We start from the raw sequence: 14,946 nt of genomic DNA, 5'->3' as shown, positions 1-14,946 counted from the left end.
CGCGCCGTGGCGGCGCATGACGCCGGCTAGGCGCGGCGCCGCCAGAGCATCCAGCGCTCCTTGCCGGCAAAGATCGGAATGGAATCCGCCACCGGCGCATCCTCGACGGGATCGAAGCAAGGCGCCAGCAAGGCCGCCAGCCCTGCCCTGTCGATGCCGAAAGGCGGGCCTTTTACCGTTTGGTCAAAAAAGAAGAAGCCGCCCAGCAGGGCGCCCGGCGGCAGCAAGGCGGCCCAGCGCGCCGCCAGCTGCGCCCGCATGGCCGGCGGCAGTGCGCACAGGAAGGCGCACTCGTAGATGAAGCCGGGCGCCTGCGACGGCTGCCAGGCGAAGAAATCCGCCTGCACCACGCGCGCGCCCCACTGGCCCGCCAGCGCCCTGCCGCGCGCCACCGCCTCGGGTGCGAAATCGATCGCGAGCGCATCCCAGCCGGCTGCGCACAGGAAGGCCAGCTCGTAGGCGCTGCCGCAGCCGGGAATCAGGGTGGACAGCGGCGCCGGGTTGCGCGCCACGAAGTCGCGCAACGCCTGCGGCACGCCGCCCCGGTCCCAGGGAGTGAAAGAACGGGCGAAACGCTCGTCCCAGAATTGCGGACTGAGCGGATCGCGGCTGGCAAAGCCGGGTGGATCAGCCGCCATGCAGCACGAAATAGCCGGCCGTCAGGCTGCCCACCAGCACCACCACCGCGCCCAGGAAGGCCAGCAGGCGGTTGGTGCGGCGCTGCTCGACCAGCAGCGCCACCATCAGGTCGGCGTTGGCGACCTGATGGCCATTCTGCGTCGTCATGCTCGAGTGGGCGTGGCGCTCGAGCGTCTGGTGCAGCAGGCGCGGCAGTTGCGGGAAGATATGGGCGTAGCGCGGCGCTTCCGCGCGCAGGCGCTCGACCAGGCCCTGCCAGCCGACCTGTTCGCTCATCCAGCGCTCCAGGTAAGGCTTGGCCGTCTTCCACAAATCGAGGTCGGGATCGAGCTGGCGTCCCAGTCCCTCGATGTTGAGCAGGGTCTTCTGCAGCAGCACGAGCTGCGGCTGTACCTCGACATTGAAGCGGCGCGAGGTCTGGAACAGGCGCAGCAGGATCTGGCCGAAGGAAATGTCCTTCAGGGGCCGGTCGAAGATCGGCTCGCAGCAGGCGCGCACCGCCGATTCCAGCTCGTCGACGCGGGTATCGCGCGGCGCCCAGCCCGATTCGATGTGGGCCTCGGCCACCCGCTTGTAGTCGCGCCGGAAGAAGGCCAGGAAGTTCTGCGACAGGTAGTCCTTGTCGAAGTCGTTCAGGGTGCCCACGATGCCGAAGTCGAGCGCGATGTAGCGGCCAAAGGTTTCCTTCTCCACCGACACCAGGATGTTCCCCGGGTGCATGTCGGCATGGAAGAAGCCGTCGCGGAAAACCTGCGTGAAAAAGATCTCGACGCCATCGCTCGAGAGCTTTTTGAGGTCGACGCCCTCGGCCGCCAGGCGGTCGATCTGCGACACCGGGATGCCGCGCATGCGCTCCATCACGATCACGCTGCTCGAGCAATAGTCCCAGTACATTTCCGGCACCATCAGCAGGTTCGAGTTGGCGAAGTTGCGGCGCAGCTGGCTGGCGTTGGCCGCTTCGCGCATCAGGTCGAGCTCGTCGTGCAGGTACTTGTCGAATTCGGCGACCACTTCGCGCGGCTTCAGGCGGCGGCTCTCGGCCCATACCTTCTCGATCAGGCGGGCGGCCATGTCCATCAGCGCCAGGTCTTCGTCGATGGTCTTGCGCATGCCGGGACGCAGCACCTTGACCGCCACCTCGGTGCCGTCCTTCAGCGTGGCGAAGTGCACCTGCGCGATCGAGGCCGAGGCCACCGGCACCCGGTCGAAGCTGGCGAACAGCTGGTCGGGATGGGCGCCCAGGGCTTCGGTGATCTGGGCGATCGCCAGGTCCGAATCGAAGGGCGGCACCCGGTCCTGCAGCAGCGACAGCTCGTCGGCGATGTCGGGCGGCATCAGGTCGCGCCGGGTCGACAGCACCTGGCCGAACTTGATGAAGATCGGGCCGAGCTCTTCCAGTGCCTGGCGCAGGCGGATCGCGCGCGGCGAGGTGATGCGGCGCCAGAAGAACACCGTGTTCATGAAGCGCGCGGTGCGCGGCGCGTGCAGGCTGGTGACGGCGATTTCGTCGAGACCGTACTTGGTCGCGACGGCAAGGATTTTCAGCAGGCGCAGGAATTTCAATATCATCAGTTATCCGGACTCAGTATCACGCTTGCTGGTGCAGGTGCAGGTGCAGGTGCAGGTGCCAGTCGCTGCTCGAGGCGGGCGATGCGCTTGGCGGCGCGCTCGACGTCGTCGCGCAGGCGCACGACGTCGGCCGCGAATTCGTCCACGGCCGCCGGCCGCACCAGCACCGGGCGCTCTTCCAGCAGAAATTCGGCCAGGTTCCCGGCCAGCCGTCGGCCGCCGCCCAGCACGCCCTCGGCCGCGCCGCGCGCACCACCCACCAGGCGGCGCGCGCCGAGCGGTCCCAGCACGCGCTCAAGGTCGTACTCGGCATCCCAGCGCAAGTCTTTCGACAGCGTCGACAGGGTGTTGGCGAACTCGGCGTCACCCTCGATCTTGACGTAGGAAAAAGCCCGCTCGCGGTTCTGCAGGAGCAGGGGCAGGTCGGCCAGCTTGAGGCGGATGCTCACGCTGGCGGTCTCTTCCCCGCCGGCGGCTTCCAGCATGCCGTCGCGCGCCACGCGCACGCGCAGCGCGAACTGGCCCAGGTCGATGCAGGCCAGCTTGCCGGCATGGCGCGCCAGCGCGGCGCGCGCCCAGGCTTCCTGGGCCAGCAGATGATTGATCGCGGCGACGGCGGGCGTCGCCAGCATGGTGGAACTCGGGAACATGGCAGCACACGTTAATGAAAAAAAACCGCCCGGCTAGGTCGGGCGGTTCGATCTTACCAGTTTGCCAGTCACAAACCCGGCAGCACGAAGCTTTACCGAAAAATAATTACCCAGCGATCAAGCAATCTGCTGGATACCGGCCAGCACCCAGCCACCCTGGCCCGACAGGGGTTTCGACATGTTCCAGACTTCCACGAAGGGCTCGGCCGGCGCGTTCGGGGCGGTGCGGATCATGCCGTTGAACTGCACGCTGGCCAGGTAATCGGTGGCGGTGGTCTCGATGCCCAGCAGCTGGGCGTCGATCGTCACCACGTCGGTGAAGTCGCTGGCGCCGTTGCGCTCCTGGATCTGCAGCTTGAGTTCGGCAAAGACCTCGGGCGTGGTGAATTCGCGCAGGTCCTGGGTGTCGCCGCGGTCCCAGGCGGCCTGCATGCGGATGAACGAGGCTTTCGCATGGCGCAGGAAGGCGTCCTGGTCGAAGTCGGACGGCACGCCCCACTGGCTGTGCGCGGCCGCTGCCGCCGGTACCGCGCCCGGCTTGCCGAGCGAGACGCCGCCCTGCCCTGGCTGGCCCTGGAATGCGGACGGCTGGCGCAGGGCGGAGCCGATTTCCGGCGTCGCCACCGCGCCCGCATGGCCATGCGGCGCGGCGCCGGCCGGCACCGGATTGGCATAGCCGCCGAAGGATGGATTGGCCGGGGTGTCCTTGCGGCGCAGCATGCGCACCACGAACAGCACCGCCAGGGCCAACAGGCCGATCATCAGGATCGCCGAGATGGCGCTGGCCAGCGCGCCGCCGATGCCGAAGTGCGACAGCAGCGCGCCCAGGCCCAGGCCCAGCAGGGCGCCGCCGAGGATGCCCTTCCACATGCTTGGACGCTTGGCCTGCGCGGCGGCGGCACCGGCGGCACCGGCGGCGGCCGGCGCCGCCGCCGGTGCGCGCTGCGGCTGCATGCCCGGCGTCGGGGCGGGGGCTGGCGCCTGCATCTGCTTCACCGGCTGCGACTGGCGGCCGAAGGAGCGCTTGCCACCCATCGGGCGCGCGCTGGCCTCGGCGACCATCGACAGCGCGGTGACTGCCAGTACCATCGTTGCCACGATTTTTTTCATCTCTGCTTCCTTACAGTTTGATACCGGTATGCAGTGCCGCCACACCGGCCGTCAGGTTGTGATACTGGACCCGCTCCAGGCCCGCATCGAGCATCATCGCCCTTAGGGTTTCCTGGTCCGGATGCATGCGGATCGATTCCGCCAGGTAGCGATAGCTCTCGGCGTCGCCGGCGATCTTCTGCCCCAGCCACGGCAGCACCGAGAACGAATACAGGTCATAAGGCTTTTGCAGCGGCGCGATCACCTTCGAGAATTCCAGCACCAGGAGCTTGCCGCCGGGCTTGAGCACGCGGCGCATCTCGGCCAGCGCCTGGTCCTTGTGCGTCATGTTGCGCAGCCCGAAAGCCACGCTGACGCGGTCGAAGTAATTGTCCGGGAAAGGCAGCTTCTCGGCGTCGCACAACAGAGTTGGGGTCACCAGGCCCTTATTCAATAGTCTGTCCCGGCCCACGCGCAGCATCGACTCGTTGATGTCGGTGAGCCAGACTTCGCCCGTGCGTCCGGCCTGTTTCGCGAAGGCCTTGGCCAGGTCGCCGGTGCCGCCGGCGATGTCGAGTACCTTGAAGCCGGGCCGCACGCCCGCCTGGGCGATCGTGAACAGTTTCCAGGCCCGGTGCAGGCCGGCCGACATCAGGTCGTTCATGACGTCGTATTTCGATGCGACAGAATGGAAGACCTTCGCGACTTCCTGGACCTTCTGGTCCTCGGCGACGGTCTTGTAGCCGAAGTGGGTGGTATTGGTCATATGTGCCTGCGGATGAGGGGTTGTCACATTATACAAGCTCGGCCATGTGTCACGCGCCGGCCCCGGCCGCGATGCCAGCGACAGCCAGAACGGCGTACGCCTAACATGCTGCAAAAAAGTGCCATGCACGATTGATTTCCCGCTTCACTTTTGAAAATTAGTGTTTATAATCATTTTTGCAATGTTGAGCACGCCGCTGGTCCCGAACCTCCTGGTTGCGCCGACAACGCAATAAAACAGACAAACTTCGAGAGGGAATTACCATGGCGACTGGCACTGTAAAGTGGTTTAACGATGCAAAAGGTTTCGGCTTCATCACCCCGGACGGCGGCGGCGAAGACGTGTTTGCACACTTCTCGGCCATCAATGCACAAGGCTTCAAGTCGCTCGCTGAAAACCAGCGCGTGAGCTTCGACATCACTGCCGGCCCGAAAGGCAAGCAGGCAGCGAACATCCAGCCACAGGCCTGATTCGCCAGGGCCTGCCTTCCACGGGAGGGCAAATGCGAAAGGCACGTCGTCGACGTGCCTTTTTGTTTTCTGGCGCTGCTGAAAGGGGCGCCGAACGCGCCCAGGGCGCAGCCGCGCACCCTGGGTCAGTGGCGGTGGCCGCAGCCGGATGCGGGCGCCGCTCCCGGCATCATGGTGCCGGGGTCGCGCCCCCTGTCGCCTTCGTAGCCGGCCGCATGCAGGCGCTCGAGGTACTGGCCCCACAGCGCATCCTGCTCGCTGCCCAGCTTGTAGAGATAATCCCAGGTGAAGATGCCGCTCTCGTGGCCGTCGTCGAACAGGGGCTTGATCGCATAGTTCCCGACCGGCTCCACGCCCTGGATGCCAACCTCGCGCTTGCCGAGCTGGAGGACTTCCTGGCCCGGGCCATGGCCCTTCACCTCGGCCGAGGGAGAATAGACGCGCATCAGCTCGAAGGGTATCGCAAAGCGGGTGCCATCGTCGAAGGCGATCTCCAGTACGCGCGATTTCTGGCGCACGGCGATGTCGGTTGGGTTGTGCATGGGGCTCCTCTTATTCCTGGAAACGGTGGGCGATCGCGGCGGACAGCGCCGGCAGCAGCGCGCGGCGCGCGGCCAGCGCCGCCGCATCGGTCTGGCGCACGGCCTGGGCCCATACGGGCGCCGGGAAATGCGCATCGTCCGCATAGCGCGGAATGACGTGCCAGTGCAGGTGCGGCACCACGTTGCCGAGGCTGGCCACGTTGACCTTCAGCGGCTGCATGATTTCACGCATCGCCTGTTCGACCCGGTAGACGGCATCGTTCAGCAGCAGCCGGTCGGCCTGCGCCAGGTCGCTCATCTCGCGCACGTGCTCGCGCCAGATCACGCGGCAAAAGCCCGGGTAAGCCACATCGTCGACCAGGATGACGCTGAATTTTTCTCCCTGCCATACCACGGGCACGGCCAGCTCGCACAGTTCGCAGCCGGGCTCCCGCAACACTTCCTTCATACCAGCACCCTTTCGATCCCGCCGTTGTTGGCGCGCGCCACGTAGTCGGGCATCCAGTTTTCTCCCAGCAGGTGGCGCGCCATCTCGACCACGATGTAGTCGGCCGTCGTGCCGGCGTCGTGATTGTAGCGCGACAGGCCCTGCAGGCAGGACGGGCAGCTGGTGAGCACCTTGACCTGGCCGTCGAAGCCGTCCGCGCGCAGCTTGTCCGCGCCCTGCTCCATCTCGGCTTGCTTGCGCGAGCGCACCTGGGTCGCGATGTCCGGGCGGCTCACGGCGAAGGTGCCGGACTCGCCGCAGCAGCGCTCGTTCTTCTCGATCTTCACGTTATCGAAGGTCGAGACCAGCGCGTTCACGGTCTTGAGCGCGTCCTGCATCTTCATCGGCGTGTGGCAGGGATCGTGGTACATGTAGCGGGTGCCGCTCACGCCTTCCAGCTTCACCCCTTTTTCCATCAGGTATTCGTGGATGTCGATGAGGCGGCAGCCCGGGAAGATCTTGTCGAACTCGTAGTTCGCCAGCGAGTCGTAGCAGGTTCCGCACGACACCACGACCGTCTTGATGTCGAGGTAGTTCAGCGTATTGGCCATGCGGTGGAACAGCACGCGGTTGTCCGTCACCATCTTTTCGGCTTTGTCATACTGTCCGGCGCCCCGTTGGGGGTAGCCGCAACACAAATAGCCCGGCGGCAGCACGGTCTGCACCCCCACTTCCCACAGCATGGCCTGGGTGGCCAGGCCCACCTGCGAGAACAGGCGCTCCGAACCGCAGCCGGGGAAGTAGAACACGGCCTCGGTGTCGGCCGTGGTCTTCTTCGGGTCGCGGATGATCGGGATGACCTTGTCGTCCTCGATGTCGAGCAGGGCGCGCGCGGTCTTCTTGGGCAGGTTGCCCGGCATTTTCTTGTTGATGAAGTGGATCACCTGCTCGCGCACGGGCGCCTTGCCGGTGGTCGGGGGCGGCGCTTCCACCTGCGGCTTGGCCAGGCCGCGCAGCATCTGGTTGCCCAGGCGCTGGGCTTTGTAACCCCAGTCGACCATCAGCTTGCGGGTGGCGTTGATGGTGGTCGGGTCGGTCGCGTTCAGGAAGAACATGGCGGCCCGGTTGGCCGGCTTGAAGCTGCGCTTGTCCATCTTGCGCAGCAGGTTACGCATGTTCATCGAGACGTCGCCGAAGTCGATGTTCACCGGGCACGGCGTGACGCACTTGTGGCACACGGTGCAGTGGTCGGACACGTCCTCGAATTCTTCCCAATGCCGGATCGAGACGCCGCGCCGGGTCTGCTCCTCGTACAGGAAAGCCTCGATCAGGGCCGAAGTGGCCAGGATCTTGTCGCGCGGCGAATACAGCAGGTTCGCCTGCGGCACGTGGGTGGTGCAGACCGGCTTGCACTTGCCGCAGCGCAGGCAGTCCTTGATGCTGTTGGCGATGTCGCCGATATCGCTCTGCTGCATGATGAGCGATTCGTGGCCCATCAGGCCGAACGACGGCGTGTAGGCGTTGCGCAGGTCGGCCGACACCGCCGTCGTATGGAGCAGCTTGCCCTTGTTGAAGCGGCCTTCCGGATCGACGCGCTCCTTGTAGTCGCGGAACTCGCGGATCTCGTCGTCGGTGAGGAACTCGAGCTTGGTGATGCCGATGCCGTGCTCGCCCGAGATCACGCCGTCCAGCGAACGGGCGAGTTTCATGATGCGCTCGACGGCCTGGTGGGCGTCCTGCAGCATCGCGTAGTCGTCCGAGTTCACCGGCAGGTTGGTGTGCACGTTGCCGTCGCCGGCGTGCATGTGCAGGGCCACGAACACGCGCGAACGCAGCACGCGCTTGTGGATGGCCGAACACTCGTCGAGGATGCACTTGTAGGCCGCGCCGTTGAAGATCTGGCGCAGCGGCGCGCGCAGTTCCTGCTTCCACGAGACGCGGATCGTATGGTCCTGCACCACGTCGAACAGGGTTGCCGCCGGCTGGCTGCCGATGCGACCGTCCAGCGTCGCGCTCAGGTGGTCGAGTCCCAGCTCATCGAGCTTGCCGCGCACGTCGCGCAGCGGTGCATCCAGGTTGGCGAGGATGAAGCTCCAGCGCGCCTGTACCTGCGCTACCTGCGCCACCGCCTGCTGCGGGCGGTCGCCCAGGATCTCGGCGCGGTCCACCGTATCACCGGTGGCGTCGTCGCTCTTCTCGATCGGCAGGTGCTCCTGCGCGAGATAGGTGCGCAGCTCGCCGGCCAGCTGCAGCTTGTTCTTGATCGACAGCTCGACGTTGATGCGCTCGATGCCGTCCGTGTACTCGCCCATGCGGTTGAGGGGAATCACCACGTCTTCGTTGATCTTGAAGGCGTTGGTATGGCGCGCGATCGCCGCGGTGCGGGCACGGTCGAGCCAGAATTTCTTGCGCGCTTCCGGGCTCACGGCGACGAAACCTTCGCCGACCCGGGTGTTCGCCAGGCGCACCACTTCCGAGGCGGCGATGGCCACCGCGTTCTCGTCGTCGCCGACGATGTCCCCGAACAGCGCCATCTTGGGCAGCACGCCGCGCTTGGATTTGGTGGCGTAGCCGACCGCGCGCAGGTAGCGCTCGTCCAGGTGCTCCAGGCCGGCCAGGCGCAGCGTGGCAAAGGCCGGGTCGCCGTTCTTCGGCAGGCTGTCGAGGTAATCCTTGATTTCGACGATCGACGGAATCGCATCGCGCGCCTGGCCGAAGAATTCCAGCGCCACGGTGCGGGTGAACTTCGGCATCTTGTGCAGGATCCAGCGCGCCGAGGTGATCAGGCCGTCGGTGCCCTCTTTCTGGATACCCGGCAGGCCGGCCAGGAATTTGTCGGTGACGTCCTTGCCCAGGCCTTCCTTGCGGAAGCGCTTGCCTTCGATCGTCAGGGTCTCGGTACGGAAGGGCTCGCCTTTGGTCGCGCCGCGCGTAGCCGGATGGGTCCATTCGAGCTTGAAGGTGGCCACCGGCGCGTCGTGGATCTTGGACAGGTTGTGGTCCATGCGCGTGACTTCGAGCCAGTCGCCGTTCGGATCGACCATCCGCCACGAGGCCAGGTTGTCGAGCGCCGTGCCCCACAGGACAGCCTTCTTGCCGCCCGCGTTCATCGCGATGTTCCCGCCAATGCAGGAAGCGTGGGCCGAGGTCGGGTCCACCGCGAACACGAAGCCGGCCTTTTCGGCGGCCTGCGAGACGCGCTGGGTCACCACGCCGGCGCCGGTATGGATGGTGGCGTACTCACGGTCCACGCCTGGCAGGCGCGTCATCTCGACCTCGCCCAGCTGAATCAGCTTTTCGGTGTTGATCACGGCCGACATCGGCGTCAGCGGAATCGCGCCACCGGTATAGCCAGTGCCGCCGCCGCGCGGGATGATGGTCAGTCCCAGTTCGATGCAGCCCTTCACCAGGCCGGCCATCTCTTCCTCGCTGTCCGGCACCAGCACCAGGAAGGGGTATTCGACGCGCCAGTCGGTGGCGTCGGTGACGTGCGACACGCGGTGCATGCCGTCGAAGCGGATGTTGCGCTTGTCGGTATAGGCGCCCAGCACCTGCTTCGCGCGCTTGCGCAGGTCGTAGGTCTCGCGGAATTCGCGCGCGAAATCGTCCACCGCCTGGCGCGCGCTGGCCAGCAGCTGTTCGACCGCGGCGCTGCGCGCGGCGGCGCCCTGGCCGTCGCCGTCGGCCGCATCGACCGTCAGGCGGCGCCTGTCGACTTCGGCCAGGCGGTGGTGCAGCGCGTCGATGAGCTTCTGGCGCCGCTTCGGGTTGTCCAGCAGGTCGTCCTGCAGGTAGGGATTGCGGCGCACTACCCAGATGTCGCCCAGCACTTCGTACAGCATGCGCGCCGAACGGCCGGTCTGGCGCGCCCCGCGCAGCGCGTCGAGCAGGCGCCAGGACGACTCACCCAGCAGGCGGATCACGATTTCGCGATCGGAGAACGAGGTGTAGTTGTACGGGATTTCGCGCAGGCGCGCGGGAGCGTTGTCGGCGAGCAGGGTATGGATGTGTACGGGCGCGTTCATGGATTGCCTAGCGTCGGTCGGACCGGTCCGAAGGACGTTCATTCTAGCTTATTGCGATGCACCATGCCGGCGCCGAAGCAAAAAGCACAAGCACCCGCGCAAGAAAATGCTGGCAAGCACTGTCAGTACAAAATTTCCTTTGCACAAACCCGCCTTCGTGCATCGTTCCTTTGCCCTTGGCGGCAGAACTGCAAAGGACCTGCGGGCAAGCGGTTTACGGCGCCGGCGCCTGGCCGAGCAGGCGCTCCAGGCGCGCCCCGGTCTCCGACTGCGCCCCGCCGCTCACCGAGCGCAGGCATTCGACCACCTCGGGCCGCGTCGCCGGACGCGCCGACACATTGCAGGTCAGCGCGAGCTCGACCAGGAAGTTGCGCTCCCCCTGCGGCAGGCGTGCCAGCCCCGGCCAGACCAGGGCCAGCTGCTGCTCGGTATTCGCCGCATGCTTGCTCAGCATCATCCTGGCGCCGAAGAAGCCGAACACGGCCAGCGCAACGAGGATCAGCGCCAGCACCAGCAGGCTGGGCGCCTTCGACGGCTTGTCCATGTCCTTGCCTTCCATGCTCAACCCCAGGGCGTGTAGGCGAAGCCGTCGCCGATCAGGCTGGCCACGGCATCCTGGTTTTCCCGGCTTTCGCTGATGGCGGCCAGCACCGCGGCCAGGTCGGCCTTGCCCTGGTCCAGGATGTCCAGCCAGAAGGCCGTGCCGCCGCTGTCCCCGGGCCGGTGCAGGATGTGCTGGTACAGCTTGTCGATGATCTGGGCATTGTTGGTAGCGCTGCCATACAGGGCCCTGAATTCGTTCTGATCCATGAACAGCTTTGCCACCTCGTGCAGGCTGTAGCCGCCGTCCATGGCCGCGATCCAGTAGCCCAGTCCGCCGCTGTCGGGCACGCGGTCGAAGGCGGCCTGGTACAGGCGGTACACCTGTCCGCCGACGCCGTCGATGTCGAGCGCGATGACGGCATCGTCGAACAGCAGGCGCTCGACGCTGGCGAGGACGTCGGCCGCGCCGCTGGCGCGGTCGGTGACGGTGAAGCCGCCCCCGCTCTTCTCGACCACGAAGCCGGCGCGTGCGCCGCCGTAGCGCAGCAGGTCGGTGCCGGCGCCGCCATCCACCACTTCGCTGGCGGGGCGGTTATGCAGGTAGTCGTTGCCGCCCGCCCCGAACACCAGCTCGGCCAGCGCGCGCAGCGTGTCGCTGAACTGGATGAACTCGACGTTGCGCAGCGCCAGCAGCGGCGCCGCCGCGCCGCCCAGCAACCAGGTGCCGGTGGCCAGCTGCTCCAGCGTGAACTGCCCCTGCGCCAGTCCCAGCATCAGGGTGTCCACCCCGTTGCCGCCATCGACATAGGAGGCGGCGGCGCCGGCCTGGAAGGACACGGTGTTGCTGCCGCCATCGAAGCGGAACAGGCGGCCGCCGTCGGCGATGCTGGCATGGTCTCCGGCCATGTCGACCACCTGCCCCTGCAGTGTCACGCTCTCGCTTTGGCGCGTGCCGTCCAGGCCCGTGCGGATCAGGCCAGTGGCGTCGCGCGTCGACAGGGTGAGCTGCGCGCCACTGCCATGCAGGCTGGCGCCATAGGCGTCGAAGCGGTAGTCGGTGGACAGGACGGCGCCGTCGCGGCTCCAGGTATAGGCCAGGCGCGTGGGGTCCGGCACATCGGCGATGTACAGGCCGGGAATGCGCGCGTCGAGCGCCAGGTAGTCGCCCGCCAGGCGGTAGAAGCTCAGCGCCAGCGCCTCCTTCTGCGGCGCATTGAAGGGCTGGCCCAGGTGCAGCATCTTTGAATCCTGGGTAGCGCGCCAGACCCCGCTGGAGCGGTAGTAGCCGCCTTCGTAGACGCCGACCTTCCCCAGGCTGTCCTCGTAGCCGAGCCAGGCCGCCCAGGGCGGGGACTCCTTTTCACTGGTGACGTTCGGCAGGCGCAGCGGCCCGTTCAGGGGGCTGGAACCGAGCGCCGCATCGACGTATTCGTCGGCCATGCCGGCCACGCTGTGGCCCAGTTCATGCAGCAGGATCTCGGCCGAGGACAGGTTGCCGGTAGTGACCCAGGACAGCGAGCCGCCGGCCCCGCCGTAGGCCTTGGAATTGACCAGGATGATGGTGATGTCCTGCGCATTCTGCGGCAGGCTGGCGCGTACCGTGTCGTACACCTTGGCGCTGTCGCCGTACACCAGGCGTCCGTCGGCCAGGTAGGTATTGGCCTTGAAATAGGTGTCGGCCATGCCCGAGGTGACGTCCCAGCGCGACTGGTTCGAGGCCACGAACAGGGCGTTGGCATTGAAGTAGTCCTGGTACTGCGAGAATGGCGTGTTCAGGGCGGCGTTGCCCGAGTTGAACATGTAGTCGAGGAAGCGGGCCGCATCGGCCAGGAACTTGTCGCGTTCGCTGGCCAGGTAGCCCTCGGCGACAAAGGTGATATCGACACGGGCGGCGGGGGCGCCGTTCGAGCGCAGCGGGGTGACATCGGCCATGGTGGTAAGCGCGGGTTCGGTTGTTGCAAATATTACACTCTAGCACAGCCATTAGCCGATCAGGCGTTCGAAGAAGTCGCCCAGGGTCTTCCAGAAGCCGTCCGGGATGTAGAGCAGTACGACGGTCATGCTGACGTAGCGTGCGAACTTACCGATCGCCATGTACATCACGCTCGGCCAGAACGGCAGGTGCAGCCAGCCGGCCAGGGTGCACAGCGGGTCGCCCACGCCCGGCAGCCAGGACAGCAGCATGGTTTTGGCCCCGTATTTCTTGAGCCAGCCGAACCAGCGGCTCTGGCGCTCCTTGGCGAAGGCGATCTTGGCGCGGTAGCCGATGAAGTAGTCGACCGCCCCGCCCAGAGTGTTGCCGAGCGTGCCCACCAGCACCGCCGGCCAGAACATGGCCGGATTGGCCTTGACCACGGCGAATACGGCCGGCTCCGACCCGAGCGGCAGCAGGGTGGCCGAGACGAAGCTGATGATGAAGATGGAAGTCAGTCCGACGGCCGGCGCGGCAAGGACGTTGAGCAGCCAGAGGACGGCGGATTCGATCATCGGAGAGGGGTCTTGGGCAAGGACGACGGGTGTCCATTATAATGAGGATCACTCATCGTAACGACACGATACGCCGCAGCCCACCCGGCCAGCCGTATCGCCACGACACGCGCCGGTCACCCTCCGAGCCAGTCAGTGTGCGTCGTCCGGACCGCCGGCCCCATTCCCCGCCGGCCCTGCAAACCGATTGCCGACCATGACTACCGACTACCTCAAGAAAATCCTGACCGCCCGCGTCTACGACGTGGCCGAAGAAACGCCGCTCGAATACGCCCCCACCCTGTCGCAGCGCATCGGCAACCGCATCTACTTCAAGCGCGAGGACATGCAGAGCGTGTTCAGCTTCAAGCTGCGCGGGGCCTACAACAAGATGGCCCAGCTGGCGCCGGAAGCGCTGCGGCGCGGCGTGATCTGCGCCTCGGCCGGCAACCATGCCCAGGGCGTGGCCCTGTCGGCGAGCCGGCTTGGCTGCCGCGCGCTGGTGGTGATGCCCACCACCACCCCGCAGGTGAAGGTCGATGCGGTCAGGGCGCGCGGCGGCGCCAGCGTCGAAGTGGTGCTGCATGGCGAGTCGTATACCGACGCCTACCACCACGCGCTGCTGCTCGAAAAGGAGCAGGGCCTGAGCTTCGTCCACCCCTTCGACGACCCCGACGTGATCGCCGGCCAGGGCACGATCGGCATGGAGATCCTGCGCCAGCACGCGGGCCCGATCCACGCGGTCTTCGTGGCCATCGGCGGCGGTGGCCTGATCGCGGGCGTGGGCGCCTACATCAAGGCGGTGCGTCCGGACATCCGGGTGATCGGGGTGCAGACCGTCGATTCGGACGCGATGGCGCGCAGCCTGAAGGCCGGCGAGCGCGTGACCCTGAACGACGTCGGCCTGTTCTCGGACGGCACCGCGGTGCGCCAGGTGGGCGTGGAGACCTTCCGCGTGGCGCAGCAGGTGGTCGACGAGATCGTCCTGGTCGATACCGACGCGATCTGCGCCGCGATCCAGGATGTGTTCCAGGACACCCGCAGCATCCTCGAGCCGGCCGGCGCGCTGGCGGTGGCCGGGGCCAAGGCCTATGTGGAACGTTCGCAGATGGCGCGCGAACCGGTCAGGGGCGAGACCCTGGTGGCGGTGGCCTGCGGCGCCAACATGAACTTCGACCGCCTGCGCTTCGTGGCCGAACGGGCCGAGCTGGGCGAATCGCGCGAAGCCGTGTTCGCGGTGACCATCCCCGAGCAGCGCGGCAGCTTCCGGCGCTTCTGCGCGCTGGTCGGGCCGCGCAACGTCACCGAGTTCAACTACCGCATCAGCGATGCGCGCGAGGCGCACATCTTCGTCGGGGTACAGGTCGGCAGCCGCAGCGAGTCGGGCCTGCTCGCTGCTACCTTCGAGTCGCACGACTTCCGCACCCTCGACCTGACCCACGACGAGATGGCCAAGCTGCACATCCGCCACCTGGTGGGCGGAAAAAGCGCACTGGCGCAAGACGAATTGCTGTATCGTTTCGAGTTTCCCGAACGGCCCGGCGCCCTGATGCGCTTCCTGGACAGCATGGCGCCGAACTGGAACATCTCGCTGTTCCACTACCGGAACCAGGGCGGCGACGTGGGCCGCATCCTGGTCGGCATCCAGGTGCCGGCCGCCGAGATGGACGAATTCCGGCAATTCCTCGCCACCCTCGGCTACCGCTACTGGGACGAGAGCGCCAACCCGGTCTACAAGCTGTTCCTGGGCGCATAAGCAC

At 66.5% G+C, this 14,946-nt stretch carries 13 protein-coding genes; 2 read left to right on the top strand and 11 right to left on the bottom strand.

Annotated features, from left to right (window positions below):
• Nucleotides 1-26: 26 nt before the first annotated feature.
• The 5 genes from LCI23_RS12995 to ubiE form a co-directional block, all read right to left on the bottom strand.
• A complete protein-coding gene (locus tag LCI23_RS12995; protein WP_224946872.1) occupies nucleotides 27-638 on the bottom strand; it encodes a TPMT family class I SAM-dependent methyltransferase in 612 nt (203 codons plus the stop codon).
• Complete coding sequence (gene ubiB / locus LCI23_RS12990) at nucleotides 628-2,208, bottom strand: ubiquinone biosynthesis regulatory protein kinase UbiB (RefSeq protein ID WP_224946871.1); 1,581 nt, start codon at nucleotides 2,206-2,208, stop codon at nucleotides 628-630. The genes LCI23_RS12995 and ubiB overlap by 11 nt, the downstream gene beginning before the upstream one ends.
• The gene (locus LCI23_RS12985) at nucleotides 2,208-2,858 is read right to left on the bottom strand and encodes an SCP2 domain-containing protein (RefSeq protein WP_224946870.1); all 651 of its coding nucleotides are present in this window, start codon (nucleotides 2,856-2,858) and stop codon (nucleotides 2,208-2,210) included. Before LCI23_RS12985 ends, ubiB begins: the two co-directional genes overlap by 1 nt.
• Nucleotides 2,859-2,975: 117 nt before the next feature.
• Nucleotides 2,976-3,968 (bottom strand): Tim44 domain-containing protein, encoded by a 993-nt coding sequence (locus LCI23_RS12980; RefSeq protein ID WP_224946869.1) that lies wholly within the window; start codon nucleotides 3,966-3,968, stop codon nucleotides 2,976-2,978.
• A 10-nt stretch (nucleotides 3,969-3,978) separates the two neighbouring features.
• Nucleotides 3,979-4,713 (bottom strand): bifunctional demethylmenaquinone methyltransferase/2-methoxy-6-polyprenyl-1,4-benzoquinol methylase UbiE, encoded by a 735-nt coding sequence (gene ubiE / locus LCI23_RS12975; RefSeq protein WP_224946868.1) that lies wholly within the window; start codon nucleotides 4,711-4,713, stop codon nucleotides 3,979-3,981.
• Nucleotides 4,714-4,976: 263 nt separating this feature from the next.
• Between ubiE and LCI23_RS12970 the strand changes: the two genes are divergently transcribed.
• Complete coding sequence (locus tag LCI23_RS12970; RefSeq protein ID WP_224946867.1) at nucleotides 4,977-5,183, top strand: cold-shock protein; 207 nt, start codon at nucleotides 4,977-4,979, stop codon at nucleotides 5,181-5,183.
• Nucleotides 5,184-5,308: 125 nt separating this feature from the next.
• Here the strand turns inward: LCI23_RS12970 and LCI23_RS12965 are convergent, their stop codons facing one another.
• The 6 genes from LCI23_RS12965 to LCI23_RS12940 form a co-directional block, all read right to left on the bottom strand.
• Nucleotides 5,309-5,725 (bottom strand): gamma-butyrobetaine hydroxylase-like domain-containing protein, encoded by a 417-nt coding sequence (locus tag LCI23_RS12965; protein WP_224946866.1) that lies wholly within the window; start codon nucleotides 5,723-5,725, stop codon nucleotides 5,309-5,311.
• A gap of 10 nt (nucleotides 5,726-5,735) precedes the next feature.
• Nucleotides 5,736-6,173, bottom strand: a complete 438-nt coding sequence (locus tag LCI23_RS12960) for an HIT family protein (protein WP_224946865.1) — start codon at nucleotides 6,171-6,173, stop codon at nucleotides 5,736-5,738.
• On the bottom strand, nucleotides 6,170-10,177 hold the full coding sequence (locus LCI23_RS12955) for an FAD/FMN-binding oxidoreductase (RefSeq protein WP_224946864.1): 4,008 nt from the start codon (nucleotides 10,175-10,177) through the stop codon (nucleotides 6,170-6,172). The genes LCI23_RS12960 and LCI23_RS12955 overlap by 4 nt, the downstream gene beginning before the upstream one ends.
• 214 nt (nucleotides 10,178-10,391) lie before the next feature.
• The gene (locus LCI23_RS12950; protein ID WP_224946863.1) at nucleotides 10,392-10,736 is read right to left on the bottom strand and encodes a hypothetical protein; all 345 of its coding nucleotides are present in this window, start codon (nucleotides 10,734-10,736) and stop codon (nucleotides 10,392-10,394) included.
• A 2-nt stretch (nucleotides 10,737-10,738) separates the two neighbouring features.
• On the bottom strand, nucleotides 10,739-12,652 hold the full coding sequence (locus LCI23_RS12945) for a M64 family metallopeptidase (protein WP_224946862.1): 1,914 nt from the start codon (nucleotides 12,650-12,652) through the stop codon (nucleotides 10,739-10,741).
• Between the two features lie 51 nt (nucleotides 12,653-12,703).
• Nucleotides 12,704-13,207 (bottom strand): YqaA family protein, encoded by a 504-nt coding sequence (locus LCI23_RS12940; RefSeq protein WP_224946861.1) that lies wholly within the window; start codon nucleotides 13,205-13,207, stop codon nucleotides 12,704-12,706.
• A 196-nt stretch (nucleotides 13,208-13,403) separates the two neighbouring features.
• Here LCI23_RS12940 and ilvA point away from each other — a divergent pair, with 196 nt between their 5' ends.
• Nucleotides 13,404-14,942, top strand: a complete 1,539-nt coding sequence (gene ilvA, locus LCI23_RS12935) for a threonine ammonia-lyase, biosynthetic (RefSeq protein ID WP_224946860.1) — start codon at nucleotides 13,404-13,406, stop codon at nucleotides 14,940-14,942.
• Nucleotides 14,943-14,946 lie beyond the last annotated feature (4 nt).

Origin of the sequence: Massilia sp. MS-15, assembly GCF_020176695.1 — a bacterium.
Taxonomy (GTDB): Bacteria; Pseudomonadota; Gammaproteobacteria; order Burkholderiales; family Burkholderiaceae_D; genus Telluria; species Telluria hydrophila.
The sequence above is the reverse complement of the archived record's forward strand: the minus strand, read 5'-3'. Positions and strand labels throughout refer to the sequence as shown.